25 protein-coding genes are annotated in these 25,006 nt (G+C 42.5%); 13 read left to right on the plus strand and 12 right to left on the minus strand.

Annotated features, from left to right (window positions below):
• Nucleotides 1–115 precede the first annotated feature (115 nt).
• Nucleotides 116–559, plus strand: a complete 444-nt coding sequence (locus tag ACFOWS_RS15850; RefSeq protein ID WP_379766625.1) for a hypothetical protein — start codon at nt 116–118, stop codon at nt 557–559.
• Here ACFOWS_RS15850 and ACFOWS_RS15855 read toward each other — a convergent pair.
• Together ACFOWS_RS15855 and ACFOWS_RS15860 are read right to left on the minus strand one after the other, a co-directional pair.
• Nucleotides 539–1,498 carry a succinylglutamate desuccinylase/aspartoacylase family protein gene (locus ACFOWS_RS15855; protein ID WP_379766628.1) on the minus strand — a complete coding sequence of 320 codons (960 nt, stop codon included), beginning with the start codon at nt 1,496–1,498 and terminating at the stop codon, nt 539–541. The genes ACFOWS_RS15850 and ACFOWS_RS15855 overlap by 21 nt on opposite strands.
• Entirely contained in the window at nt 1,476–2,366 is an 891-nt protein-coding gene (locus ACFOWS_RS15860) for a RimK family alpha-L-glutamate ligase (RefSeq protein WP_379766631.1), read from the minus strand. Before ACFOWS_RS15860 ends, ACFOWS_RS15855 begins: the two co-directional genes overlap by 23 nt.
• A 226-nt stretch (nt 2,367–2,592) precedes the next feature.
• On the opposite strand from ACFOWS_RS15860, the gene ACFOWS_RS15865 reads away from it, so the two are divergent.
• From ACFOWS_RS15865 to ACFOWS_RS15880, 4 genes are all read left to right on the plus strand, one after another.
• Entirely contained in the window at nt 2,593–3,261 is a 669-nt protein-coding gene (locus tag ACFOWS_RS15865) for a succinate dehydrogenase cytochrome b subunit (protein ID WP_379766634.1), read from the plus strand.
• Nucleotides 3,262–3,263: 2 nt separating this feature from the next.
• Entirely contained in the window at nt 3,264–5,267 is a 2,004-nt protein-coding gene (locus ACFOWS_RS15870; protein ID WP_379766637.1) for a fumarate reductase/succinate dehydrogenase flavoprotein subunit, read from the plus strand.
• A 61-nt stretch (nt 5,268–5,328) separates the two neighbouring features.
• Nucleotides 5,329–5,715: a four helix bundle protein gene (locus ACFOWS_RS15875; RefSeq protein WP_379766640.1), complete on the plus strand. Its 387-nt coding sequence runs from the start codon at nt 5,329–5,331 to the stop codon at nt 5,713–5,715.
• Between the two features lie 27 nt (nt 5,716–5,742).
• Nucleotides 5,743–6,489 carry a succinate dehydrogenase/fumarate reductase iron-sulfur subunit gene (locus ACFOWS_RS15880; RefSeq protein ID WP_379766643.1) on the plus strand — a complete coding sequence of 249 codons (747 nt, stop codon included), beginning with the start codon at nt 5,743–5,745 and terminating at the stop codon, nt 6,487–6,489.
• A gap of 367 nt (nt 6,490–6,856) precedes the next feature.
• On the opposite strand, the gene ACFOWS_RS15885 is transcribed toward ACFOWS_RS15880, so the two are convergent.
• Nucleotides 6,857–8,617 carry an Ig-like domain-containing protein gene (locus ACFOWS_RS15885; protein WP_379766646.1) on the minus strand — a complete coding sequence of 587 codons (1,761 nt, stop codon included), beginning with the start codon at nt 8,615–8,617 and terminating at the stop codon, nt 6,857–6,859.
• A gap of 299 nt (nt 8,618–8,916) precedes the next feature.
• On the opposite strand from ACFOWS_RS15885, the gene ACFOWS_RS15890 reads away from it, so the two are divergent.
• Nucleotides 8,917–9,423 carry a very short patch repair endonuclease gene (locus ACFOWS_RS15890; protein ID WP_379766649.1) on the plus strand — a complete coding sequence of 169 codons (507 nt, stop codon included), beginning with the start codon at nt 8,917–8,919 and terminating at the stop codon, nt 9,421–9,423.
• Nucleotides 9,416–10,561 carry a methionine aminotransferase gene (locus ACFOWS_RS15895; protein WP_379766652.1) on the plus strand — a complete coding sequence of 382 codons (1,146 nt, stop codon included), beginning with the start codon at nt 9,416–9,418 and terminating at the stop codon, nt 10,559–10,561. Before ACFOWS_RS15890 ends, ACFOWS_RS15895 begins: the two co-directional genes overlap by 8 nt.
• A gap of 10 nt (nt 10,562–10,571) precedes the next feature.
• Here ACFOWS_RS15895 and ACFOWS_RS15900 read toward each other — a convergent pair whose 3' ends face one another.
• Nucleotides 10,572–11,276 carry a helix-turn-helix domain-containing protein gene (locus ACFOWS_RS15900; RefSeq protein ID WP_366586086.1) on the minus strand — a complete coding sequence of 235 codons (705 nt, stop codon included), beginning with the start codon at nt 11,274–11,276 and terminating at the stop codon, nt 10,572–10,574.
• Between the two features lie 146 nt (nt 11,277–11,422).
• Here ACFOWS_RS15900 and ACFOWS_RS15905 point away from each other — a divergent pair, with 146 nt between their 5' ends.
• Entirely contained in the window at nt 11,423–11,743 is a 321-nt protein-coding gene (locus ACFOWS_RS15905; RefSeq protein ID WP_379766655.1) for a hypothetical protein, read from the plus strand.
• Here the strand turns inward: ACFOWS_RS15905 and ACFOWS_RS15910 are convergent.
• From ACFOWS_RS15910 to trhO, 8 genes are all read right to left on the minus strand, one after another.
• On the minus strand, nt 11,732–12,247 hold the full coding sequence (locus ACFOWS_RS15910; RefSeq protein ID WP_379766658.1) for a GNAT family N-acetyltransferase: 516 nt from the start codon (nt 12,245–12,247) through the stop codon (nt 11,732–11,734). The two genes, ACFOWS_RS15905 and ACFOWS_RS15910, sit on opposite strands and share 12 nt — an antisense overlap.
• Nucleotides 12,248–12,569: 322 nt before the next feature.
• On the minus strand, nt 12,570–13,223 hold the full coding sequence (locus ACFOWS_RS15915; RefSeq protein WP_366586080.1) for a 3-oxoacid CoA-transferase subunit B: 654 nt from the start codon (nt 13,221–13,223) through the stop codon (nt 12,570–12,572).
• A gap of 40 nt (nt 13,224–13,263) precedes the next feature.
• Nucleotides 13,264–13,641 (minus strand): four helix bundle protein, encoded by a 378-nt coding sequence (locus ACFOWS_RS15920; RefSeq protein WP_379766661.1) that lies wholly within the window; start codon nt 13,639–13,641, stop codon nt 13,264–13,266.
• A 58-nt stretch (nt 13,642–13,699) separates the two neighbouring features.
• Entirely contained in the window at nt 13,700–14,401 is a 702-nt protein-coding gene (locus ACFOWS_RS15925; protein WP_379766664.1) for a CoA transferase subunit A, read from the minus strand.
• 95 nt (nt 14,402–14,496) lie between these two features.
• The gene (locus tag ACFOWS_RS15930) at nt 14,497–16,827 is read right to left on the minus strand and encodes a penicillin-binding protein 1A (protein WP_379766667.1); all 2,331 of its coding nucleotides are present in this window, start codon (nt 16,825–16,827) and stop codon (nt 14,497–14,499) included.
• A gap of 4 nt (nt 16,828–16,831) precedes the next feature.
• On the minus strand, nt 16,832–17,317 hold the full coding sequence (locus ACFOWS_RS15935) for a gliding motility lipoprotein GldH (protein ID WP_366586073.1): 486 nt from the start codon (nt 17,315–17,317) through the stop codon (nt 16,832–16,834).
• Complete coding sequence (locus ACFOWS_RS15940; RefSeq protein ID WP_379766670.1) at nt 17,307–18,467, minus strand: PSP1 domain-containing protein; 1,161 nt, start codon at nt 18,465–18,467, stop codon at nt 17,307–17,309. Before ACFOWS_RS15940 ends, ACFOWS_RS15935 begins: the two co-directional genes overlap by 11 nt.
• 230 nt (nt 18,468–18,697) lie before the next feature.
• Nucleotides 18,698–19,729, minus strand: coding sequence for an oxygen-dependent tRNA uridine(34) hydroxylase TrhO (trhO, locus tag ACFOWS_RS15945; RefSeq protein WP_379766672.1), 1,032 nt, complete (start codon nt 19,727–19,729; stop codon nt 18,698–18,700).
• 282 nt (nt 19,730–20,011) lie between these two features.
• Here trhO and recA point away from each other — a divergent pair, with 282 nt between their 5' ends.
• From recA to ACFOWS_RS15970, 5 genes are all read left to right on the plus strand, one after another.
• Complete coding sequence (gene recA / locus ACFOWS_RS15950; protein ID WP_366586067.1) at nt 20,012–21,019, plus strand: recombinase RecA; 1,008 nt, start codon at nt 20,012–20,014, stop codon at nt 21,017–21,019.
• 95 nt (nt 21,020–21,114) lie between these two features.
• The gene (locus ACFOWS_RS15955; protein ID WP_379766675.1) at nt 21,115–21,558 is read left to right on the plus strand and encodes a hypothetical protein; all 444 of its coding nucleotides are present in this window, start codon (nt 21,115–21,117) and stop codon (nt 21,556–21,558) included.
• 28 nt (nt 21,559–21,586) lie between these two features.
• Nucleotides 21,587–22,117, plus strand: coding sequence for an RNA polymerase sigma factor (locus ACFOWS_RS15960; RefSeq protein WP_366586063.1), 531 nt, complete (start codon nt 21,587–21,589; stop codon nt 22,115–22,117).
• Between the two features lie 11 nt (nt 22,118–22,128).
• Nucleotides 22,129–23,655: a hypothetical protein gene (locus ACFOWS_RS15965; protein ID WP_379766678.1), complete on the plus strand. Its 1,527-nt coding sequence runs from the start codon at nt 22,129–22,131 to the stop codon at nt 23,653–23,655.
• Nucleotides 23,656–23,835: 180 nt separating this feature from the next.
• Nucleotides 23,836–24,987, plus strand: a complete 1,152-nt coding sequence (locus tag ACFOWS_RS15970; protein WP_379766681.1) for a histidine kinase — start codon at nt 23,836–23,838, stop codon at nt 24,985–24,987.
• The last annotated feature ends 19 nt before the right edge of the window (nt 24,988–25,006 follow it).

Raw genomic sequence — 25,006 nt, forward strand, 5'->3', positions numbered from 1 at the left:
ATATGTCAATTGAAATGACCAATTCACCAAAGCATAGTTGCTGTTCATTAAAGTTTTTCATCCAGCATCAATGAATTCCTTACATTTATCTTGCTCTATTGAACGGTTTATTGCTATGAAAAAGACGGTAAAGGAGGTAAGTTATTTTAAGAACATTCGAGAAATCAGAGAATGCGATTTTGGAGTGTTCTATTTTTTTGATGGATTGGTCATTTCAGAAATTAACGAAGGAGTGGTCTTTAACTGGTCCATGGCCAAAAAAATTATTGGGATTGCCTATGATATTTTGGGAAAGGATAAACCCATAGCCTACATTTCAAACCGAATCAACAACTATTCCGTTGTGCCCACGGATTGGTTGAAGTTTTATAAAAATAGGCATCAACTCGAATTTTACTCCGTGGTAGCCTATAACAAAGGTGGACTTTCCAGTATTGTGCTGGAAAAAATGTTCTTTAAGAATAACATTCGCCAATTCTCCGACCTTGAATCAGCCATAAAATGGAGCATTTCTAAAGTTGAAGAAAAAAGAGCAGGGTTAACGCCCTATGTGGAATAAGGCATCCCCTTGGTTCACCACCGCTTGGTGATTGATGCAGATAATATATCCATCAAACGGTGCCATAATCTTTTTGTTTTTCTTGGCAAACGTGTCCGTAACCAATCCTAGAGTCTCCCCTTTCTCCACAGCCTGTCCGTTCGCAATCTGGGGAATGAACATCCCGGCCCTTGCGGCCCTGATCCAACGTGTGGATTCCAGATGAATGGATGATTCTTGCTTCACCTTTTGCCTTTTTGATACCATGCCCAAAAATTGAAGTACATTTTCCACTCCCTTAATACCTATAGCAATGGAATTTTCATCAAAGCGCATACTTTCTCCAGCTTCGTATACCATGGTGGGGATTCCCATTTTAAAAGTGGTCTTCCTAAAAGATCCCGTTATTAGTTTAGAGGCAAAGTTAAAGGGAGCATTGAACGCCTTCGCCAACATCTGGCTATCAGGATCACTTGCAGTGTATCTGGCCTGCGGATGGTTATGCCTTTGGCTTCCGCCCGTATGCAGGTCGATTGCAAAGTTCGCCTGCGGGAGGACCTGATCAGAATATGTATAGGCTATCCTGCTGGCCAAAGAACCGGTCTTTTTCCCAGGAAAACTACGGTTTACATCCTTTCCGTCCGGTACATCCCGTGAAAAGTGGATAAACCCAAAAATGTTTACAATGGGGACCACAATCACAGCCCCTTTTTCTATGTAAAAGCAATTATCCTGAAGCATTCTTCGAAGCGTTTCCACACCATTGATCTCATCGCCGTGCAAGCCTGCTTGGATCAAAACTGTTGGCCCTACCTCCTTTCCATTGAACACATGAACAGGTATATCAATCAAGGTTCCGGTAGGAAGCCGGGCAATGTTCAATTGCACACTCCTGTTTTGTCCAGGGGCTATGTCTACGCCATTTATGGTAATGGTCTTATTTTCTTTTTCTTCGTCCATTCTTTTCTACAAATTGAATGATATGCTTAGCCACATTAACGTTGGTTGCTGCCTCTATGCCTTTTAAGCCCGGTGATGCATTTACCTCTATCAACAACGGTCCTTTTTTGGAACGGATAAGGTCTACCCCGGCCACGCCAAGTCCCAAATGCTTGGTGGCATTTATGGCAATAAATTTCTCTTTTGGCGTCAATTGCACGGTTTCTGTTTCTGCTCCTCTATGCACATTAGATCTAAAGTCATCAATGTCACTGGTCCGTTTCATGCTGGCCACCACTTTGTTCCCTACCACAATGATCCGAAGGTCTTCGCCATTGGCCTCTTCAATATATTCCTGCAATAGTATACTGGTATTCATATTGTAAAGCGTATCGATGATGGATTTAGCGGATTTTTTACTCTCGGCCAACATTACCCCCTTGCCTTGGGTGCCCTCCTGTAATTTTATGATGACGGGGCCACCTCCCAAAAGTTTTATCTGATCTTCAACATTATGTGGGTTGATGGAAAACACCGTTTCGGGAATGGGGATACCTTTTCTGGCCATAATTTGCAATGTCCGCACTTTGTTCCGCGCTCTTGTTATGCCCAATGAACGTGCCGTGCTAAAGATGTTGTTCATCTCAAATTGTTTTACGATGGCCGCACCATGTCTGGTAACGGTTGTGCCGATTCGTGGAATGATGGTATCAAACTCATCCGTGATATCTTCATCATTCAAATAAATTTGTGGCTTGTCTGTACCGAGTTTGACCGAACACTTGGTATGGTCAATCATTTCCACATAATGACCTGCATCCTGAGCTTCCTTTGCTATTCTTTTGGTAGAGTGCACATTAAGACTGACGGATAATATGGCAATGTCCATGGCATTGGGTTGGTTAAAATCAAACGTAATATCGGGTAAAAATCTCAAAACGGAATCCCCTTACCTCAATTTAAGGGCTGCTGCTCAACTTATATAGTTCAAACAAAACCTTTTTATGGATTTAATTTCACAGAAGCTTAAAATCAGTCTAAATAACTGGTTTTACGATGTTGAAAGCTTGTTAAAAACTTAACCGTGCCGTAAATTTGTATTAAAACCAGCACTAATGAGTGGATTGATAAAATCTTCAATTGCCCGCAAAGTGGTAATGGCACTTTCGGGTCTTTTTTTGGTTGTTTTTCTTACACAACATTTTACCATTAACATTACTTCGGTCATTGATCCGGAAACCTTTAACTCCTGGTCCCATTTTATGGGATACAACCCATTGGTACAGTTTGTACTCCAACCAATTTTGATTGCAGGAGTCATCATCCATTTTGTAATGGGGTTTGTTTTGGAGATTCAGAACAAAAAAGCTAGGGGCGGCAGTTACGTGAAGTACAAGGGCAGCGCAAATGCACCTTGGGTTTCCAGAAACATGATCTATTCTGGATTGGTGGTGCTCGCCTTCTTGGTGTTGCACTTCTACGATTTTTGGGTACACGAGATGACGTACAAGTACATTGAGGCTTCCCCAGAAGACCCAACCCGGTACTACCATGAAACCGTTGAAAAATTTGAACCTTTCTGGAGAACCATTCTTTACGTAGTGTCCTTTGTTTTGCTCAGTCTACACTTGTGGCACGGCTTTGCATCCTCATTTCAGAGTATGGGATGGAACAACAAATACACACCTGCCGTAAAAACATTCACAAAACTATTTTCGGTGGTCATTCCTTTGGGCTTTGCATTCATTGCCCTATATCACCACCTTAACCCAATAACACAGTAAGTATGGGCATATTGGATTCAAAAGCTCCATCTGGGCCTCTGGCCGACAAATGGACCAAGCATAAAAATGAAATTGACCTAGTTAACCCTGCCAACAAGCGAAACATTGACATTATCGTGGTGGGAACCGGACTGGCTGGTGGCTCTGCTGCAGCCACGTTGGCCGAACTGGGCTACAATGTAAAAACGTTTTGCTACCAAGATTCTCCACGCAGGGCCCACTCCATTGCGGCCCAAGGAGGTGTGAATGCAGCCAAGAACTATCAAGGGGATGGCGACAGCGTTTACCGCCTTTTCTACGACACCATCAAAGGGGGTGACTACCGTTCCCGTGAAGCCAACGTGTACCGTTTAGCGGAAGTTTCAACCAATATTATTGATCAATGTGTTGCACAAGGAGTGCCTTTTGCAAGGGAATATGGTGGATTGTTGGATAACCGGTCCTTTGGAGGGGTTTTGGTTTCCAGAACGTTCTACGCCAAAGGGCAAACTGGCCAGCAGCTGTTGTTGGGTGCCTATGCCGCCATGAACCGTCAAATCCAACGGGGTAAAATCAAATCCTATACCCGTCATGAAATGTTGGATTTGGTATTGGTCGATGGAAAGGCACGAGGCATCATTGCCAGAAACTTGGTGACCGGTGAAATTGAAAGACATTCTGCCCACGCCGTTGTCATTGCTTCAGGAGGATACGGAAACTTGTTTTTCCTTTCGACCTATTGCATGGGAGCCAATGTGATGGCCGCTTGGCGAACGCACAAAAAAGGTGCCTTCTTCGCAAACCCATGCTATACACAAATTCACCCGACCTGTATTCCTGTTTCGGGAGACCATCAGTCTAAGTTGACATTGATGTCCGAATCACTCCGAAATGATGGCCGTATCTGGGTACCCAAAAAATTGGAGGATGCCCAGGCTATTCGCGAAGGAAAACTAAAACCTACCGAATTGGCAGAAGAGGACAGGGATTATTACTTGGAAAGACGATATCCTGCCTTCGGTAATTTGGTGCCTCGTGATGTGGCATCAAGAGCGGCCAAAGAACGTTGTGATGCAGGATTTGGGGTGAACAAAACAGGCGAGGCCGTTTATCTCGATTTTGATTCTGCCATCATGCGGTACGGAAGAGAAAAGGCAATGACCTCTGGCATGAAAGATGCGGACGACAAAACTATTCGCGAGCTCGGTGAAAAAATAGTCGAGGCCAAATACGGTAACCTCTTCCAGATGTACGAAAAGATTGTGGATGAAAATCCATATAAAACCCCTATGAAGATTTATCCAGCGGTGCACTACACCATGGGCGGTCTTTGGGTGGATTACAACTTGCAGACTACTATTCCAGGTTGTTATGCTGCTGGAGAGGCCAACTTCAGTGACCACGGTGCCAACCGTTTGGGTGCATCGGCCTTGATGCAGGGTTTGGCCGATGGATATTTCGTGCTTCCATATACCATTGGCGATTACTTATCCGATGATATCAGGACTGGACCAATTCCTACCGACTCTCCTGAATTTGATGCTGCCGAAAACGATGTTCGTGAGCGTATCAAAAAATTGATGTCAGGTAGTGGTATCCACACCGTTGATTATTACCATAAGAAATTGGGTAAGATTATGTGGAACAAATGTGGTATGTCCCGAAACGAGAAAGAACTAAAAGAAGCTATTAATGAAATTGCCGCTCTCCGGAAGGATTTCTGGGAAAACGTAAAAGTTCCCGGAACACCCGATTCCAAAAACCAAGAATTGGAAAAAGCGGGTCGTGTGGCGGATTTCTTGGAACTGGGTGAACTTTTTGCGAAAGATGCGTTGCATAGAAATGAATCGTGTGGAGGACATTTCCGCGAGGAATACCAAACCGAAGAAGGTGAGGCCCTTCGTGATGACGAAAACTTTAAATACGTGGCTGCTTGGGAGTACGCTGGCGAGCCGAAAGATGCCAAATTGCACAAGGAGGATTTGGAATATGAGAATATCAAAGTAAAGACACGTTCATATAAATAGTTATTTGGTGATTCAGTTATTCGTAGTTGTTCATTGAAATCAAAAGAGTAGAGCAAATCAAGTGGGAAATTTCAAAACTTTTGAAGAGTTGGAATGCTGGAAAGCTTCACGGATTCTTCGAAATTTTGTGAAAGATGAAATACTATCACTATTGCCAAAGGATGAAAGATTTGAACTATGTAGTCAAATAAAACGTTCTGCCCGTTCTGTTGGAAATAATATTGCGGAAGGATTTGGAAGATTCAACTTTCAAGAGAACATCCAATTTTGTCGCATGGCAAGAGGATCTTTGAACGAAACTTTGGATCATATGATCATAGCTAAAGATGAAGGCTATATCACATCAGAAAAACTGAATAACTACAGAGAATTACACAATAGAACATTAAAAATATTAAACGGTTACATTAAGTATTTAAAGGATGCTAAACAAGGTAAGTACCAGTAACCGATCAACTTAATAACTAGCGAATCTATGAAGCTACATTTAAAAATATGGCGTCAAAAAGATGCAAGCTCCAAGGGAGGGATAGTCGACTACACCCTTGATGGTATAGAAAAAGACATGTCATTCTTGGAAATGTTGGATATCTTAAACGAGGAATTAATTTCCAAAGGTGAAGAACCAGTGGAATTTGACCACGATTGCCGTGAAGGCATTTGTGGTACTTGTTCGTTGATGATCAACGGTCGCCCACACGGACCAGATTCTTTGATTACTGTCTGCCAGCTGCACATGCGTAGTTTTAATGATGGAGACGAAATCGTTATTGAGCCTTGGAGAGCAAAGGCGTTTCCCGTAATCAAGGATTTGATTACTGATCGAAGTGCTTTTGACCGTATCCAGCAAGCTGGGGGATATATTTCCGTAAACACCTCGGGACGACCTGTGGATGCCAATGCTATTCCGATTGAAAAAGAAAATGCAGATGAGTCCTTTAATGCTGCAACCTGTATTGGTTGTGGTGCCTGTGTGGCCGCATGTAAAAATGCGAGTGCCATGCTGTTCACCTCAGCCAAAGTATCGCAGTTTGCACTGTTGCCACAAGGACAGGTGGAAGCAGCGGAGCGTGTTCAGAATATGGTTCGCCAAATGGATTTGGAAGGTTTTGGAAACTGTACCAACACTGGTGCTTGCGAAGTGGAGTGTCCTAAAGGTATTTCTTTGACCAATATCGCCCGAATGAATCGGGAGTATCTCTCAGCTTCGGTGAAGGGATAGCCATCAAAATATTTCAATAGACAAAATCCAAATTCCAATAGGAGTTTGGGTTTTTTATGGCTGCAATCCTTATGTCATTTCGAAATGAGGAAGGAAGTGACGATTGAGAAATCTTTAATCATTATTAAGATTTCTCACTTCGATTTCGACTGCGCTCAATCTGACACTTCGAAATGACGGGTCCGCTTCATGCTGAACTCGCCTGCCTGCCGGCATAGGCAGGTTTCAGCATCTTATAGGAGTAAGATTGTCATCATTGTGCTCAGCGCCTAAAGAAAGTATTGGGACATATTTGTATGATTACCTTCTGTGTAGATATATAAAAACCCGACCAAAAGGCCGGGCTTACTTTTAATACTTTTAGATATTATTTTATAAAAACGGAATATGCTTGCCCATCTAAATTGGACAAAGCTAATCTCTCGCCATTTTCCCAAAGCAAAGGTTTTCCTATAGTTGAATCAAATCCTGTAGTAAAGACAGTTCCCTTGTTATCTACAAACAAAGAGTATAAGCCCGCTTGTGCGGTACCATCAGATAAGTACTGTGGAGTATTGTTTACCCAGAGGGTTGCTACATACTGATTATTCTGTCTATCGACCCCCACAACATACGTATTACCTTCGTGGTCAACAACAACATCTACTGCTGAAGAAATGTCGTCGGAATTGGGAAGTTCTTGTGGTGCACCGTTTACCCACAGGGTGGCCACGTTGAAACTATTTATTCTTTCGCTCCCGGCTGCATAAATATCCCCGTTGCCATCCACAAAGACCGATCTGGCAACGGCGTTGTTTGTTCCGTCAGAAAGGTGCTCCGAGGTGCCGTTAACCCATAGAGTGGCAACTTCTATTCCATTGACTGTCTCATACCCTGCAATGTAAACATCCCCATTATCATCCACAATAACACCATGGGCCCGTGCCCTTGCACTACCGTCGGTAAGATGCTCTACCGTACCGTTTTTCCAAAGTGCAGCGGTCAATATTCCATTGATGGTCTCATACCCCACTGCATAGACATTGCCAATGTTGTCCACAAAAACATCATTTGCCCATGCATTTTCGGTCCCATCTGATAAAGCCTCCCATTCACCGTTCACCCAGAGGGTGGCAATTCGTGTTCCGTTGACCCTCTCATATCCGGCCACATAAACCGTATTATTTTCGGTCACAAATACTGCATTGGCACTAGCACTAGATTCTGGATTTTGGAGAGGTAAAAAAGTCATTTCACCATTTATCCAAAGGAAAGGGGTCAAAAACCCTTTATCATCTACGATACCCGCTACATACGTAGTCCTTTCAATTACGGTGACGGTCAGGGAGGCAGAGGCATTGTCCACGGTCACCGTAATGGTTGCGGTACCGGTACTCACGGCGGTAACATTGCCTTCCTGGTCCACGGTGGCCACGGTCTCATCATCGGAGCTCCATACAGGATCCCCAGTCTGTTCAACATCCGCTTCCAAGGTGGCTATAGAGACTGAGCGGATACCCCCAAGGAAAAGGTTTACATTTTCAGAATCTAACTCCAATGAGGTTACTGGGCCATCGGCTACAGTAACGGTGGCATTGGCGGAGACACCCGCCACGGTGGCTGTAATAGTGGTGGTACCCACGGTGAGCGGGGTCACCAATCCGTTTTGATCCACGGTGGCCACGCTGGTATCGCTACTGGTCCATGCTATGGTATTGTCAGCAATATCGGAGGTCACACTAAGGGATTGCGCATAATGGGCAAACGGGTACAGGGTAAGCTCACTATTATCGAGAACCACCTCTGAAATCACGGTAAAGCTGTCACCCGTGGTAGTCTTTCCGCCCACAGCAACGCTCACGGCCCCGGTAGTGGCCCCTTGGGGCACGGTGGCAGTAATCTGCGTGGTGGAGGCGGCGGATACCGTAGCGGTGGCGGTGCCAATCTTTACAGTATTGGCGGCGGCAGTTTTGCCAAAATCAGTACCCGTAATGGTGATCTCTGTGCCCACGGCTCCCGATGTTGGGGTGAAACCGGTAATCTTGGGTGGGGTTACTTCGGAGGTAGATGGGCCATCGTCCTTAGAACAGGAAATAACTCCTATAACCAAGGCCGCAAAAAGTGAAGTCAAAAAGACAATTTTTTTCATAATAAAAGTTTTAAAAAGTTTAGGGCAACAAGTAAGGGGGAAAATGAGCCGCGGAAGGGGTACAATTTACGGATGCTCTGTTTGAGTTGACGGATAAGCAATTGAAAATCAGGAGTCGGATAAGCGATTGTTTGCTTCCTACCCGTCCGGCTGGCAGACGCTAAACGTACAATGAAGCATCAGTGTAAATTCGTGTGATTCATGTGATTCCATCTGCGACGGGCAGGCGTGTCAAACCACCTTGTTGTCCAATAATAGATTCTTCGCTTTGCTCAGAATGACATTTCAATAGTTTAGTTTTGATTGAATCCTTTGTATCTTCCCGTATGCCCAAAAAGTATCCAAAAGAACGCATCAAAGTACCTCGATTTAATGAGGAAAGTGGTTTTTATACCACCCCAGAGCGTTCCAAGATAATGGGAAAGATTCGGGGAAAGAACACCAAGCCTGAATTAGCTTTTCGGAAAGCGTTGTGGCAAGCCGGATATCGGTATCGTATCGATTATAAAAAACTTATTGGTAAGCCAGACATCGCCCTAAAAAAATACAAAACCGTCATTTTTATTGATGGGGAGTTCTGGCACGGCCACAATTGGGAAGAACGCAAGCACAAAATAAAAAGTAACCGGGAATTCTGGATTCCGAAGATCGAACGAAACATTCAACGGGATGAAGAGGTGAACGAGACACTGGAACAAATGGGATATACCGTGTTTCGGTTTTGGGAGTCCGAAGTAAAAAAAGATTTGGAAGGTTGCCTACAAAAAGTACTGAAAGCACTAAACGAACATCGCGCCAATGATTGATATCACGTCTAAATTGCCCCATGTGGGCACTACCATCTTTACGACCATTGGCCAACTGGCCCGTGAACATAATGCCATTAATCTATCCCAAGGGTTTCCCAACTTTGACCCTGACCCAGAATTGCTGGCACTAGTGAGCGAGGCTTATAAAAAAGGGCATAACCAATATGCGCCCATGCAAGGGGCCCTTTCCCTTCGGGAAGCCATTTCCGAGAAAATTGAGCGTTTGTATGGCAGGTACTATCACCCTGAATCTGAAATCATTGTAACGGCCGGGGCAACACAGGCCATTTTTACCACGATTGCCGCTTTTGTCCGGCCAAAAGATGAAGTCATTGTCATAGAACCCGCCTTTGATTGCTACGAACCGGCCATAGCTCTTTTTGGAGGTAAAAGTGTTCCAGTGTCCTTAGAGGGGAACGATTTTAAGATGAATTGGAGCACTTTTAAATCAGCAATTACTCCAAAGACAAAAATGGTCATCATCAACACGCCGCACAACCCCACAGGAACCATTTGGTCTGAAAGGGATATGCTTCAGCTTCAAGATATTTTAAGGGATACGAATATCATTCTATTGAGTGATGAAGTCTATGAACATATTGTTTTTGATGGTAAGCCGCATGAGAGTGCGGCTAAATATCCAGATTTGGCAGCAAGAAGTTTCATCTGTGCTTCCTTTGGAAAGACATTTCATGCCACAGGCTGGAAAGTCGGGTATTGTGTGGCGCCAAAACCGTTGATGCACGAGTTTCAAAAAGTGCACCAATTCAATGTGTTTTCTGTACATCATCCACTGCAAATTGCATTGGCCGAATACTTAAAAGACCCCCAACATTATGTAAACCTGGGTGGTTTTTATCAGCAAAAGCGAGATGCCTTCTTAGATGCCATAAAGGAGTCCCGATTTAAAATGGTTCCTTCGGAGGGCACCTATTTTCAATTGTTGGAGTATTCCGATATCACGGATGAAAAAGATACGGTCTTTGCCGAACGCTTGATTAAAGAGTATAAGCTGGCGAGCATTCCGGTCTCTGTATTTTGCAAATCAGAATACGATAAGAAATTTCTGCGGTTTTGCTTTGCCAAGACAAACGATGTTTTGGAAAAAGCTGCCGAGATCTTGAATTCAATATAAGCCTGGAATGCTATAGTTGTTTCTTCACAATTTTGAAAACCTGAAGCACATCATCCAACGGCAATTCAAAATCTTGAAACTCCGGGGAGGTGTTCAAATTATGGCAACGAAGCGAAGTTCTCTCTTTGGAATACCCTGTAAGCTGTTTACAAATAATTCGGTCCTTACAAACCAAAATATAGGATTTGTTCCAAAGGGTTTCGTCATCTTTGGTAAACATTTCTTTTTTTAAACCCAACGCCAAGACAAAAGCTTTGTTTGGAATGGCATTTAAGCTGTCATCGTTCATGGAGTCTCCAGAAACCTCAAAAATGCGGTGTGGTTCCTTCGCCAAAAAATCAATCACAAATGCGGATTGAAACGGGACCTTGCTCTGGTGCTTTTCTAAAGATTCAATATACTTTTTGTGCCATTCCACCATCACCAAAGGTGCCATGACCAAATATTTCCCATGATCCAATGGATAAAAAACACTACCATGTTTGGTAAAGGGCTGTTCTTTGGTGTACGATTCTCCCATATCGTTCACCTCTTGCAGATACATTTCTGCGATGGTCATATCAAAATAATGGGCAATCTTGGTAAGATTCTTAATGGGAATGTTGGCGTTCTTACGCTCGTAAAGCTGTATGGTACGGAGGCTGACCCCTATTTCTTTACCCAATTTGGATTGGCTGATATTTTTTTTACGCCTTAACTGCTTAATTATATACATATATTCAGTATATTGTGTAATATTGTTACGCAATATGCACTAGCCGCAGCGATTCCGCCACTTTTCTGTAATTGGGTTACAAGCCAAATATAGAAAATACGATCAGACCCCAGTAAAATAATTAGTAATCCACTAAAACTATTGAGATGGGATCTATTAAAAATCTAGCCTTGGTCATTAACAGCGAAGACATGTTTTCAAAAGAGGACTACGGCAAACCAATCAGTGAACGCCTTTCTGAAACGTTGCGAAGAAATGTCTCTAAAGACGATTATGCCAATATTGCCATCCGGTGCAACGTGAGTTTTTCAACAATTCGGGATGTGGTATACCGCACCAACAGTCTTACCAAGACCAACGCCCAAGCTATTTGCTTGCTGATTCACGCCGCATTTGAAAATTCCATTGGCTATAAGCTGCGTTCAGAGGGAGACATTTTGTTCTTGGAGAGCTTCCTAAAGGTCTAAGCGCAGTAACCAATCGGTCTGTTTATCATTGCCGATGTAATAAGGATGTTCACCAAATTTTTGAAAACCATGCCGTTGGTAAAAGCGAATAGCCTTGGGATTGTGTTCCCATACGCCCAACCATAGATAGGCCTTTCCCAATTTTTTGACCAAATGCAAAATGTGGGAGAGCATTCCCGCTCCTATTTTTTGCCCCTGGTACGCTTGTATGACATAGATACGCTCCAGTTCAATAGAGTCTTCATCATGTACATCTGTCTGGGCCTTCCCCATATTTAGTTTATAATAGCCCACCAACGTTTCTTCATCAAACACAAAATAAAAAATGGAATCGGGGTTTTTCAACTCTGATTCCAATCTACCTGGACTAAATGCTTTTTGAATGTAGTTTTGAAAATCAACCGGGTCATTATCCTTTTCAAATGCATCTACAAAAGTGTCTTTGGAAATTTTTACCAAAGCATCCACATCTGAGATTTCACATTGTCTAAAGTCAAGTTTCATGATGGTCTTTTCCCAAATGTATCGCAAAAAAAAGAGCCTAACAAAATTGTTGGCTCCAAGACTTTCAGGGGGAAAAATACTGGTCTAAAGCATAAAAAGCTTCTTGATCAATAACATAAATCCTGTAAAGAAATCGTTTCGGTACACTTGGACGCTTTCGTCCATTGTGGTGTGGTTTAATTTGGCTGCCATGGTATAATTTTATTGGTTCTTAATTTGGGATAAAAATTCGATATAACCAAATATAAACTCGATGAATGGTAAATTAAAACTAATGTTGTGTATTGGTTTTATTTTGTTGTAAAAAAACGAAAGATATTTGCTAAATCTTCATTTCGGGTACTTCGCCCTCTACAATGAGCCTTCCTTCTGTGGCTTCCTCAATATCCTCCACGCTTACCCCCGGAGCTCTTTCCAGAAGTTTGAATCCTTTAGAAGTCACCTCCAAAACAGCCAAGTTGGTCACAATTTTTTTTACACAACCAACTCCCGTCAATGGCAACGTGCATCGTTTTAGCAATTTGGACTCGCCTGCCCTATTGGTATGCATCATGGCCACTATAATGTTCTCTGCAGATGCCACCAAGTCCATGGCGCCACCCATCCCTTTGACCATTTTACCAGGTATCTTCCAGTTGGCAATGTCCCCATTTTCAGCCACTTCCATGGCACCCAAAATGGTGAGGTGCACGTGCTGACCTCGAATCATCCCAAAACTTAGGGCCGAGTCAAAAAAAGAAGCTCCCGGCAAGGTGGTGATGGTCTGTTTTCCGGCATTAATGATATCGGCATCTTCTTCTCCATCAAACGGAAAAGGTCCCATGCCCAGTACTCCATTTTCACTTTGAAACTCCACACTGATATCATCCCGCACAAAATTCGCCACCAACGTAGGGATTCCTATTCCCAAATTGACGTAGTATCCGTCCTTGACTTCTTTTGCGATGCGTTTTGCGATTCCGTTTTTGTCTAACATTTTAACAATGTGTTAATTAGGCAATTGGACAATAAGTCAATTACCTATTTATTGCATTTTTCTTCTTAGCTGTTGAAATTATTTTGTTCAAGATTTTAATAATTTCAAACAATTCCTTCAATAACTTTTCTCCGCTTGGATAGTTTTTAAGTTCGTTGCACAAGAAAAGCCAAAATTCAGTTTCTTCGGCTTCCTTCATTACAATTTTTAATTTGTGAATGAAGTCAACCTTGCTCTCAGCATTTTGTGCTTCTTTTACGTTTGCCCCTATAGATGTTCCTGCTTTTAAGATTTGGTTTGCTACGACAAACTTTCTGAGGCTTTCTAGTTTTTCTGCATAATCAACAATGTTTTTAGCAAACTCAAATGATTTTACTAAAATCGCATTGTCCTTATACTTTTCACTAAAAGTTATCATCTTGTTTTTGATACTATTATTCTGAAAGCCAGTCTAATTGATTCATTGGCACATGGACTCATTGCCTCATTCTTACAGTTCGTTGTTCAATACGTTTCTCATAGTTCTTCCCTTGAAAAATACGCTGTACAAATATCCCGGGGATATGAATCTGGTTCGGATCCAAACTTCCGGCAGGAAGGAGTTCCTCCACCTCGGCCACGGTTATTTTTGCGGCACCGCACATGCAAGGGTTAAAATTACGTGCGGTTCCTTTGAAAATCAAGTTTCCAGCTTCGTCTCCTTTCCATGCTTTTACAAAAGAAAAGTCCGCTTTAAAGGCAGGTTCCAGCACATACATTTTACCATCGAACTCTCGGGTTTCTTTTCCTTCGGCCACTTCGGTTCCATAACCTGCAGGCGTATAAAAAGCGGGGAAACCTGCTTGGGCTGCCCTACATTTTTCCGCTAAGGTGCCTTGAGGGGTCAGCTCAACCTCCAACTCACCACTCAACATTTGGCGTTCAAACTCATCATTCTCCCCCACATAAGAGGAAATCATTTTTTTTATCTGATGTTTTTGCAAGAGCAAACCAAGTCCAAAATCATCCACACCAGCATTGTTTGAAATACAGGTAATATCCTTGACTCCCAATTTGACCAACTCTGAGATGGCGTTCTCTGGGATGCCGCAAAGGCCAAATCCGCCCAACATAAAAGTCATTCCATCCGCAACCCCGTCCAGAGCTTCTGAAACATTTGCAACTGTTTTATTAATCATTTTGTGCTATTTTCCAATTGTTTGAAATTACGATTTAAATAAAAAAGCCCCAAGACATTTTATGCTTGGGGCCACATTTTTTTGGTAGGCTTGGACTAAAAATCAATGTCCTCCAAATCATCCTCGGTATCCAAATTTTGCTCTTCCTCCTGAGTTTCTTTGGAACAATCTATATTGATGGACATCTCCTCTGGTGCCTCAAAAGCGTCTTTGGAAACTCCTATTTCCTCGTTGGCATAGTTCTTTTTCATATAAAGGGCCCATATGGGCAATGCCATGGACGCTCCCTGACCATAAGTAAGGCTCGCAAAGTGAATGGACCTTTCCTCACCGCCGACCCAAACTCCAGTGACCAAGTTTGGCACCATACCCATAAACCAACCATCACTTTGGTTTTGTGTGGTACCTGTTTTACCTGCAATGGGGTTGTTGAGTTCGTATGGATATCCTGTGATAATATCTTTATAAACCGATTGCTCTTTGGCAAAAGTATGCCGTAGCCGTCCTCCAGAACCATATTGGGTAACCCCTTCCATAAGGTTGACCATGGCATAGGCCACATCCTTGCTCAAAACATCCTTGGTTTCTGGTGTATACTCGTAGAGTACGGTTCCATTTTTGTCCTCGATACGGGTTACCATTACAGGTTTTACATACACACCTTGGTTGGCAAACGTACCGTATGCCCCCACCATTTCATATACATTAAAGTCATGGGTTCCCAGTGCAATGGAAGGAACCTCTGGAATGCCATTGTTCAGGCCCATGCTCTTTGCGATAGAAACTACAGCCCCAGGGCCTACTCTATCAATAAGTTGTGCTGTTATGGTATTTACGGAGTTAGCCAATGCGTTCTTCAATGTCATATACTCCCCTGAATATTTTCCATCGGAATTCTTTGGGGTCCAAGCCTCCATGTTTCCGTGTTTTCCCGGTTCAATACTATATTGGTTATCTGGCAAAGTGTAACAGGGTGAATATCGTAATTGATCTATGGCCGCCGCATACACAAATGGCTTAAAAGTGGACCCCGCCTGTCTGGCGCCTTGATAAACCTGATCATATTGAAAATGCTTGTAGTCAATTCCACCGACCCATGCCTTTACATGTCCCGTTTGGGGTTCCATGGACATCATGGCTGTTCTCAAGAACGTCTTGTAATAACGAATGGAGTCCATGGGTGTCATCACCGTGTCCTTTTCATAGGAGTCGCTGTTCCAGTCAAACACCGTCATTTCAGCCTTTTTATGGAAAGTTGCCTCAATATCCTTTTCAGACAACCCTTCATTTTTTAATTGACGCCACCTTGGGGAGGCTTTCATGGCCCGTTCCATGATGGTATCTATGGCTCCTTTGCTCAAATCCAGAAATGGTGCGGTTGGGTTCCGCTGTGGGGTGTTTTGATGAAAAAACTCGGCTTGTAGATTTTTCATGTGCTCTTGCACGGCTTCCTCGGCATTGCGCTGCATTCTGGAGTCGACCGTGGTGTAGACCTTTAACCCATCCAGATAGATGTTCCATTTTTCTCCATCAGGTTTTGGGTTGTCTTTTACCCAACCGTTCAACCAGCGTTGCAGATACATTCTAAAATAGGTGGCCAATCCTTCTCGGTGCGATTCTGGGTTGAAGTTGATGTTCATCTTCAAAGCTTGCAAAGAATCCTTTTCTTCTTCTGTGATATAATCGTACTTGGCCATTTGCCCCAAAACGGTGTTCCTTCGGTTCAACACCAGTTCTTCACGCCGAATAGGATTATAAAGGGATGAATTCTTCAACATGCCTACCAAGACAGCAGATTCCTCGGTTCTAAGCTCGTAAGGTTCCTTTCCAAAATAAATCCGGGAAGCGGAACGGATACCATCAGCAGCATAACCAAAATCATAAATGTTAAGGTACATTGCTATAATTTCCTCCTTTGTATAATTACGCTCCAAACGGGTGGCTATGACCCATTCCTTTATCTTCTGGGTCACCGCTTCCATTAGGTTTCTGGAACGCACTCCAACAAAGAGTTGTCTGGAAAGTTGCTGTGATATGGTACTGGCTCCTCCCTTTGTTCCCAAATAAGCCAAAGCCCGTGCAAAGCCTCTGGCATCAATCCCGGAGTGATTGTAGTATCTGGCATCTTCTGTGGCCACCAATGCGTCAATTAGGTTTTGTGGCAAAGTATCATAATCCACCCAGGTTCTATTGTCATCCAAATAAAGCTTGCCCAAGGTTTCACCATCCGAGGAAAGAAATTCTGTGGCCAAGTTGGTCTCGGGGTTTTCCAAACGTTCAAAGGTGGGCATTTCACCAAAAGCACCCCATGATGCCAAGAGAAAAATAAAAATCACGACTAGAACACCGGACCCAAAAAGTATCCAGAACCATTTAATAAACTTGAAATACCCTTGCTGTTGTTTCTTTTGAACCTTTTTTGCCATTGCTTTATGGGATACTTTTTTCTATTTCCAAACCAACATCTGTAATGCCATCCAAAACATGAATGCCTTCCACATCACCATTCTTGCGCATGGCATGGGATATATTCACCTTATATACGCCTGAATCTGGAAAAACGACGTTTTCTTGAAACCAAAGTTTATTTTCTTTCACGCTTCCAAAGCCTTTTCCCAACCACTCACCCGTAGGTTCTGCCATTTTGTATTCCAACGTGTCCTTTAGCGTGTTTCCACTTGGGGCTTCAAATTCTGTAATTAAAAAAAGGTTGCTGAACGGAAATTTGTCATCGTTTCTAATGTTGATGAACATGTTGTAAGCGGATATGGTATCCATCCCGGAAAACTCAAATTGTACCGTGTCCCCCATTTCCCATTTCCCATCCTTCAAAGGTTCATATTCAGAAAAGACCATTTGATCATTGCACGACCACAAGAGTGTCACAATTAGGAAGGATACTAGGCTATTTCGCATTCTGGGAAGCTTTGGATTTGGGCTTTCTACGTTTTTTGTTTCTTCTTTTCTTTTTCTTGGGTCTATCAAATCGAGTGAGGCTATCCTGACCCACCACATTTTCAAAGGCCATCTTTTCATCACTTACATTATCCTCGGCATACTCCTCTAAGCTGGCCACTTTTTCGTTCTTCTGATTAAGCTCAAGAATTTCCAGAACTTGATTTTTGCTCAAAGCGTGCCATGTAGCTGGTTCATCTTTGTATGAAAACCATAAGGTCTCTTTAAAAATATCCGCTTTTTGACAAAATGCCACTCCTTTTTTTGTTAATAGTTTGCTGTCTTGTGGCGGAAAATCCTTCAATGCCTCCAAATACATCTCCAGTTCGTAATTAAGACAACACTTGAGTTTGCCACATTGCCCCGCCAACTTCTGCGGATTCAATGCCAATTGCTGGTATCTGGCAGATGCCGTGCTCACCGATCTAAAATCAGTCAGCCACGTAGAGCAACATAACTCCCTTCCGCAGGAACCGATGCCTCCCAAGCGTTGGGCTTCTTGGCGATACCCAATTTGACGCATTTCTATCCGGATACCAAAGGCTTTTGCCATATCCTTAATCAATTGTCTAAAGTCCACCCTATCTTCAGCGGTATAATAGAAGGTGGCTTTTGAACCATCACCCTGAAATTCAACATCACTCAGTTTCATTTCGAGTTTGAGTGAAATGGCAATTTCCCGGGAACGTTTTTTTATCTCTTCTTCCTTATCGCGACATTTTTGCCAAATGTCAATATCCCGTTGTGAGGCTTTTCTATAAATCTTTGGAATGGTGTTGTCATCGGGAGACTCTTTTTTTCGTTTCATCTGCACCCGTACCAACTCCCCGGTGAGGGTTACCATGCCGACATCGTGACCGGATTTGGCTTGGGTAGCCACTATATCGCCAATGGACAACGGAAGATTGTCCACATTCCTATAAAATTCTTTTCTACTATTCTTGAAACGTACCTCAACGCAATCAAAAGGTTTTTGACCGTTGGGCATCGACATATTGGAAAGCCAATCAAAGACCGTTAGCTTGTTACAACCATCAGTGCCGCAAGTCCCATTGTTCTTGCAACCACGCGGTTGTCCATCCTTGCCGGTTGAACAACTGCTACACGCCATATTTAATATCTTGATTGAGGCTTCCAAAAAGACAAGCTGTCAGTTCGAGCGGAGTCGAGAACTCTTAAAAAAGCTGATTTTCAATGTACATCTCATCAAATCCTTCGACTGCGCTCAGGATGACAGTTCAATGTGACCATTAAATCTCTCATCTTTTTAGAGTAACCTCAATAGGGTTCATAAAAATTACTAATTGTAAAGATAGTATAATTTATGAGGGTATTGAAATGCTACTTCTTGTATTTCAATACGGGGGAGCGGCCTTTTTTAAAAATCTTGTTGCTGGCCCCTTTTCCTTTTCGCAATGCTTTTTGCTCTTCATAGGGCAGCGCATGGATTTCCTGACACTCCGTGGAACAGCAATTGTCCATAGCGGCGGCACATTCCTCGCACTGGATGAACAACAAATGACAAGCTTCATTGGCACAGTTTACATGGGTATCGCAGGGTTTCCCACATTGGTGACAATGGGAAATGACATCTTCTGAAATACGCTCACCCCTTCTATGGTCAAAAACAAAGTTTTTGCCCAAAAATTTATTCTCCAGATTTTGGGCACGTACCTGTCGAGTATATTCAATGATACCACCTTCAAGCTGGTATACATTTTTAAATCCTTTGTGCTTGTAATAGGCACTGGCTTTTTCACAACGGATGCCCCCGGTGCAATACATCACCAATTTTTTATCTTCTTTGTGCTCGGCCAAATCTTTTTCAATGATATCTAAAGAATCCCGAAAGGTATCCACATCTGGAGTAATGGCATTTTTAAAATGTCCTATTTCACTTTCGTAATGGTTTCGCATGTCTACCAAAACGGTGTCTGGGTCTTCAATAAGCTCGTTGAATTGTTCCGCGCCCACATGAACCCCCTTATTGGTAACATCAAAAGTGTCGTCATTAAGGCCATCGGCCACAATTTTATCACGGACCTTCACCTTTAATTTCAAAAAGGATTTATTGTCCTGTTCAATGGCAATGTTCAAACGTACATTTTCCAAAAAGGAAATGCTGTCCAAATGTGACTTGAACGCGTTAAAATTTTCCGCAGGAACGGAAAGCTGTGCATTTATACCCTCATTGGCCACATAGATTCTGCCAAGAACGTCCATTTGGTCCCAAGCCAAAAAAAGATGGTTTCGTAAAATTTGGGGATTCCCAATATGTGCATATTTGTAGAAAGAGATGGTAAGCCGATCTTGCCCGGCCTCCTCAATGAGTTTTTCCCTTTCCTTGGCACTTAATGTATTGTACAGTTGCATGCTATACTAATAGTTAAGATTAAAGAATAGTTTATTGTAAAATCTGGGCAAAGATAAAAATTCCTGATAGGTAAAAGAAAAGGGCCTCTTTTTAAAAAGAAGCCCTTAAAACCACCTTAAACTTTTTCACAGCTATGTTTCCTCCCATACCTTGAACGAGCTGAGACCAGCTCTATAGATATTGAGTTAGTACCCCTTAGATTCGATTGTTATAAAAAGGTTGCGTGGCTTTTGCCGTATGTTGAAAGAAATGGTAATTTAGCCTTCCTAATATCGAGAACCATGAGCAACGAAAAAGACGCAAAATTAAAAGCCCTCAAACTAACGCTAGACAAATTGGATAAGACCTACGGCAAAGGTGCCGTAATGAAAATGGGAGATAGTGTGGTGGAAGATGTTGAGGCGATACCTTCTGGATCGTTGGGATTGGACATTGCGCTCGGCGTGGGCGGATACCCTCGCGGACGGGTCATTGAAATTTATGGCCCCGAATCTTCGGGTAAGACCACATTGACCCTTCATGCCATTGCCGAAGCCCAAAAAGCAGGCGGTATTGCGGCCTTTATTGATGCAGAACACGCGTTTGACCGTTTCTACGCTCAAAAATTGGGTGTTGATATTGACAATCTTATCATATCCCAACCCGATCACGGGGAACAGGCTTTGGAAATTACAGATAACCTTATTCGGTCTGGGGCCATTGATATTGTTATTGTGGATTCTGTTGCTGCACTTACGCCTAAAAGTGAAATTGAAGGGGAAATGGGAGATTCCAAAATGGGGCTACATGCCCGATTGATGTCACAAGCGCTTCGAAAATTGACCTCAACCATCAGCAAAACCAAGTGTACCGTAATTTTCATCAACCAATTGCGTGAAAAAATTGGGGTGATGTTTGGAAATCCCGAAACCACCACCGGTGGAAACGCCCTTAAATTTTATGCTTCTGTTCGATTGGATATCAGAAGATCAACTCAAATTAAAGACACTGAAGGTGATGTGCAAGGTAACAAGACCCGTGTAAAAGTGGTGAAAAACAAAGTGGCCCCTCCATTTAGAACTGCAGAATTTGATATCATGTATGGAGAGGGAATCTCTAAAATTGGAGAAATCTTGGACTTGGGCGTGGCCTATGAAATTGTAAAGAAAAGCGGTTCTTGGTTCAGTTATGGCGACACCAAACTGGGACAAGGAAGAGATGCGGTAAAAGCACTTCTATTGGACAATCCAGAGCTTTCCGAAGAGCTGGAAGGTAAGATCAAAGAAGCCATTTCAACGATAAAAGCGTAAAGTTGACCTATTTTTAGGGCCTTTAACTTTTGCTTGTGAAAATCCTACGCAACCCTTGCCCATACTGCACATCTAGGGATTAAAAAAGGATTTTTATGATAAGAAAATTGTTGATGCCCCTAGTTTTTCTTGTGGCAGTTTTCTCGTTCAGTTCATGTGATCTGGATGATGACACCCCAAATTTTTATTTCGTTTCATTGGCGGTCACGGAAGTAGATATGCCCGAGTCCTTTGAGCTGAATGAAACCTATGACATTGATGTAACCTACGTGAGAAATGATGGCTGCACTTTTTTTGAAGGTTTTGATGTGGTGAAAACAGGGCAGACCGATCGCGAAGTACTTGTAGTAGGCTCCAGATTGACCGATGAGGACTTAGCTTGTACCCAAGCTGTTGAAGAAGTTGTTGCCACTATGCAGTTCAAGGTAATCTTCACCGGGGAATATCATTTTAAATTTTATGCTGGTAAGGATGAAAATGACGAAGCCATCTATCTGGAGTATGATGTTCCTGTAGAAGGCGAAGCAACAACAAACTAGACATCAATAATCCAAAATTGACCAACATTTGGATCTTGAAGAGCTGATACATAACTGTAAAAAGGGAGAACGTCAGGCACAGGCCGAATTATACCGGAGATATTCCGGTATTCTTTTCGGTATGTGCCTCAAGTATTCCAAAAATAAAACTGAGGCAGAGGACAATCTGCACGACAGTTTTATGACCATTTTCAGCAAAATAGACCAATACAGTTTTCAAGGTTCCTTTGAAGGTTGGATCAAGCGGATAACGGTAAACACCGTATTGCAGAAATACAGAAAAGAACAGCACCTCAATGTGGTTTCGGAAAATATTGGTGATGAGGCCGAGGTGGACACGGAAGGGACGGACATTAGTTTGTCCACCCTCTTGGGATATATTCAAGAGTTGCCGAACAAATATCGGCTCACCTTCAACCTATATGTGTTGGATGGGTACAGCCATAAAGAGATCAGTGAGATGTTGGGGACATCCACGGGAACCTCTAAATCCAATTTGGCACGAGCCAAAATGATTCTGAGGGAAAAAATAGAGAAAGAGAAAATAAACATTGCTTAAAGAACTTAACGATGGGGAAAAAGAATTTAGAGCAATTGTTCAAGGAGACCTTTGAAGGGTTTCAGGAAGTTCCGGATGAAAAGGTCTGGAGTTCCATTGAGGCTTCCTTGGACAAGAAGAAACAGAAAAAACGTGTGGTTCCACTTTGGTGGAAACTAGGTGGCGTGGCGGCTTTATTGGCAGTGCTGTTCTATGTCTTCAATCCGTTTGAAGACAACCAACAACAGGATGAGATTATTATTACGGATACAGAAACCAATGTTGAGCCAAACACTCAAGAGAATCAGAAAGATAGTAGGATTGAAGTTGACCCTTCTTCAACTACCGAAAGCACTGAAGGATTGGTTGAAACTCCTTCAGAAAAGGGATTGGAAAAGAATCGAGATGCACAAGATTTAAAAAATTCCAACCAAAGCTTCACCTCTGCCAAGCAACAAGTAGCTGAAAATGATGTAGTGCAAAAGAACCGCATCACTAACAATTCCAAGGATAAAATTTCTCAACCTCAGAATAGAAATGAGGCCATAGCTTTGGCTCAATCCGAAAAAAGCCCTGAGAAGGACGCCGCATTCAACGAAAGGCAAAAAAATCTTGAAAATGGCATTTCCAAAAACAGCCAAACCGTTGCACAAGAGGATTCCAGGGAAAAAGTAAAGGAGCCTAAATCTATTGAGAATATCCTGGAAAATCAAAAAGAAGAGGCTGTGGCCGAAAATGAAGACAAAGTAGAAGATGCTGGAAAGTCCATTTTTGAGGCCATAAAAGAGCAGGAGGAGGAAGAGCTTGCAGTAAACAATACCACTTCGGGCAAATGGTCCGTTGGCCCATCCGTGGCTCCAGTGTATTTTAGCGCGTCAGGAGAAGGCTCTCCCATCCATTCCGACTTTGCCTCGAACTCCAAATCAGGTAATCTTAATTTAAGTTACGGCCTTTCTGTGGCCTATGAAGTGGGTAAAAAATTGAAAATCCGCTCCGGGGTACATCGGGTAAATTTTGGATATGATACCAATGATGTTTTGTTTTCCTCTTCGGCCCGAAGCTCATCCAGTGATAAGTTTGCAAATATCAACTATGACCAAAAAGCTGAAACGCTTGTGGTTCAAAGTAAAAACAGTCTCCCAAACAACATTCCAACAGATGCCTTTTTGGAATTCTCTTCGAATGAAATTCCAGTTTTGGACGGAAAAATGGTACAGCAACTTGGATATATTGAGGTTCCGGTTGAGCTTAATTATGCGTTGATAGACAAACAGTTTGGGGTAGACCTAATTGGAGGCGTGAGCTCCCTGTTCCTTGTGGAAAACTCCGTGTTGGTGGAGTCTGAAGGACTGGTCACCGAAGTTGGAGAGGCCACCAACGCGAACGATGTAAACTTTAGTGCCAATTTTGGAATGGGTCTCAACTATGATTTCTCTCCAAAAGTTGAGCTTAGCGTAGAGCCCGTTTTTAAATATCAAATGAATACTTTTTCTAAAACTGCCGGCGATTTTCAACCTTTTTCCATTGGTATTTACAGTGGTGTAAGCTTTAAGTTTTAGAAATACAATGTTGGTTAGGAAGATTGCCCCTTTAGGCAATCACTTTAAACGCCCTGTTCTGGTAATGGGGCGTTTCTTTTTTGGCAATTTTCTTACAACACAATGAAAATCAACCTATAACAAGTGTGCGCGTATTGTAAAAATTAATTACTTTACTCTTTCAAAGTAAATCACCTCAGTTTGAAAAACGGCCAATTTGAAGATATTCTTATCTATTTCTCAAAATCACTTTTGGGAAAGGACGATGAAACCGAAATTTTATGGGATCTCGCCAAAAACTGCATTTCAAAATTAGATTTTGTGGATTGTGTGGTCTACCTCATTGACCATGAAAACAAGCTACTGATTCAAAAAGCGGCTTATGGACCCAAAAATCCAAAAGACAAGACCCTGTACAAGCCTGTAGAGATTTCAATTGGTGAGGGGATAACAGGCCATGTAGCCCTTACAGGAGCGGCTGAAATCGTTGAAAACACTTCTAATGACCCACGATATATAAAGGACGATGAGCTGCGGCTCTCCGAAATCTGCGTACCCATCAGCTATGAAAATACCATATATGGCGTAATCGATTGCGAACACCCCAATGAGGGGTTTTTTAATGCACAACATCTTAAAATGCTAACGGCGATAGCCTCCATCTGTGCCATAAAAATCAAAAGTGTACGGACCACAAAAACGCTTTTGGACGAACAGGAAAGACTCTATAAAATCAAGGAAGAGATGCTTGGGCTTAAACTCAAAGCACTCAACGCCCAGCTTAACCCCCATTTTGTGTTCAACACATTAAATGCCATTCAAAGTCTGGTTATCTCGGGAGAACGAAAAGTGGTAATGAAATACTTATCCATTTTCAGTAAACTTCTTCGGTTTTATCTTAAAAATTTGGAAAGGGATGTGGTTACCTTAATGGATGAGGTGGATATGCTTCACTGGTACCTAAAACTTCAATCTTTGCGATATGACCATCGGTTTGAATATTCCATATCCGTAGAGCAGGATCCAGAAAATGGAGAGGCGATCATTCCATGTTTTCCTATTTTGACGCTTTTGGAAACTATAATTGAACATGCCATATATGATGAAAATGAGAAACAAGAGTTGGAAATCGTTTTTAAAGTCATTGACACCAAAATCATGCTGGAAATTGACCATAAAAAGGCCAATAACAAGCCCATACACTATAGAGATGGCTATAAAGAGCGTATGGCAAATTGGGAAGGCCAAATACCAACCAATTCTCTCCCCATTCAGATTTCAGCAAAACCTCCCATTGATGGCCCTTTGACCGGCTCAAATAAAATCTGCCTACAATTACCCAACATTCAATAAAACTAAGACTGTATTTTTT

The organism is Flagellimonas marina (assembly GCF_042651185.1).
Classification (GTDB): domain Bacteria; phylum Bacteroidota; class Bacteroidia; order Flavobacteriales; family Flavobacteriaceae; genus Flagellimonas; species Flagellimonas marina.

Coding starts and splice junctions, on each gene's coding strand:
- ACFOWS_RS15940 (WP_379766670.1), bottom strand. CDS start 18,467: ATGGCGTGTAGCAGTTGTTCAACCGGCAAGGATGGACAACCGCGTGGT.
- ACFOWS_RS15870 (WP_379766637.1), top strand. CDS start 3,264: ATGGGCATATTGGATTCAAAAGCTCCATCTGGGCCTCTGGCCGACAAA.
- ACFOWS_RS15900 (WP_366586086.1), bottom strand. CDS start 11,276: ATGTATATAATTAAGCAGTTAAGGCGTAAAAAAAATATCAGCCAATCC.
- ACFOWS_RS15955 (WP_379766675.1), top strand. CDS start 21,115: ATGATAAGAAAATTGTTGATGCCCCTAGTTTTTCTTGTGGCAGTTTTC.
- trhO (WP_379766672.1), bottom strand. CDS start 19,729: ATGCAACTGTACAATACATTAAGTGCCAAGGAAAGGGAAAAACTCATT.
- ACFOWS_RS15865 (WP_379766634.1), top strand. CDS start 2,593: ATGAGTGGATTGATAAAATCTTCAATTGCCCGCAAAGTGGTAATGGCA.
- ACFOWS_RS15895 (WP_379766652.1), top strand. CDS start 9,416: ATGATTGATATCACGTCTAAATTGCCCCATGTGGGCACTACCATCTTT.
- ACFOWS_RS15910 (WP_379766658.1), bottom strand. CDS start 12,247: ATGAAACTTGACTTTAGACAATGTGAAATCTCAGATGTGGATGCTTTG.
- ACFOWS_RS15905 (WP_379766655.1), top strand. CDS start 11,423: ATGGGATCTATTAAAAATCTAGCCTTGGTCATTAACAGCGAAGACATG.
- ACFOWS_RS15860 (WP_379766631.1), bottom strand. CDS start 2,366: ATGGACATTGCCATATTATCCGTCAGTCTTAATGTGCACTCTACCAAA.
- ACFOWS_RS15930 (WP_379766667.1), bottom strand. CDS start 16,827: ATGGCAAAAAAGGTTCAAAAGAAACAACAGCAAGGGTATTTCAAGTTT.
- ACFOWS_RS15880 (WP_379766643.1), top strand. CDS start 5,743: ATGAAGCTACATTTAAAAATATGGCGTCAAAAAGATGCAAGCTCCAAG.
- ACFOWS_RS15885 (WP_379766646.1), bottom strand. CDS start 8,617: ATGAAAAAAATTGTCTTTTTGACTTCACTTTTTGCGGCCTTGGTTATA.
- ACFOWS_RS15850 (WP_379766625.1), top strand. CDS start 116: ATGAAAAAGACGGTAAAGGAGGTAAGTTATTTTAAGAACATTCGAGAA.
- ACFOWS_RS15965 (WP_379766678.1), top strand. CDS start 22,129: ATGGGGAAAAAGAATTTAGAGCAATTGTTCAAGGAGACCTTTGAAGGG.
- ACFOWS_RS15855 (WP_379766628.1), bottom strand. CDS start 1,498: ATGGACGAAGAAAAAGAAAATAAGACCATTACCATAAATGGCGTAGAC.
- ACFOWS_RS15925 (WP_379766664.1), bottom strand. CDS start 14,401: ATGATTAATAAAACAGTTGCAAATGTTTCAGAAGCTCTGGACGGGGTT.
- ACFOWS_RS15920 (WP_379766661.1), bottom strand. CDS start 13,641: ATGATAACTTTTAGTGAAAAGTATAAGGACAATGCGATTTTAGTAAAA.
- ACFOWS_RS15915 (WP_366586080.1), bottom strand. CDS start 13,223: ATGTTAGACAAAAACGGAATCGCAAAACGCATCGCAAAAGAAGTCAAG.
- recA (WP_366586067.1), top strand. CDS start 20,012: ATGAGCAACGAAAAAGACGCAAAATTAAAAGCCCTCAAACTAACGCTA.
- ACFOWS_RS15935 (WP_366586073.1), bottom strand. CDS start 17,317: ATGCGAAATAGCCTAGTATCCTTCCTAATTGTGACACTCTTGTGGTCG.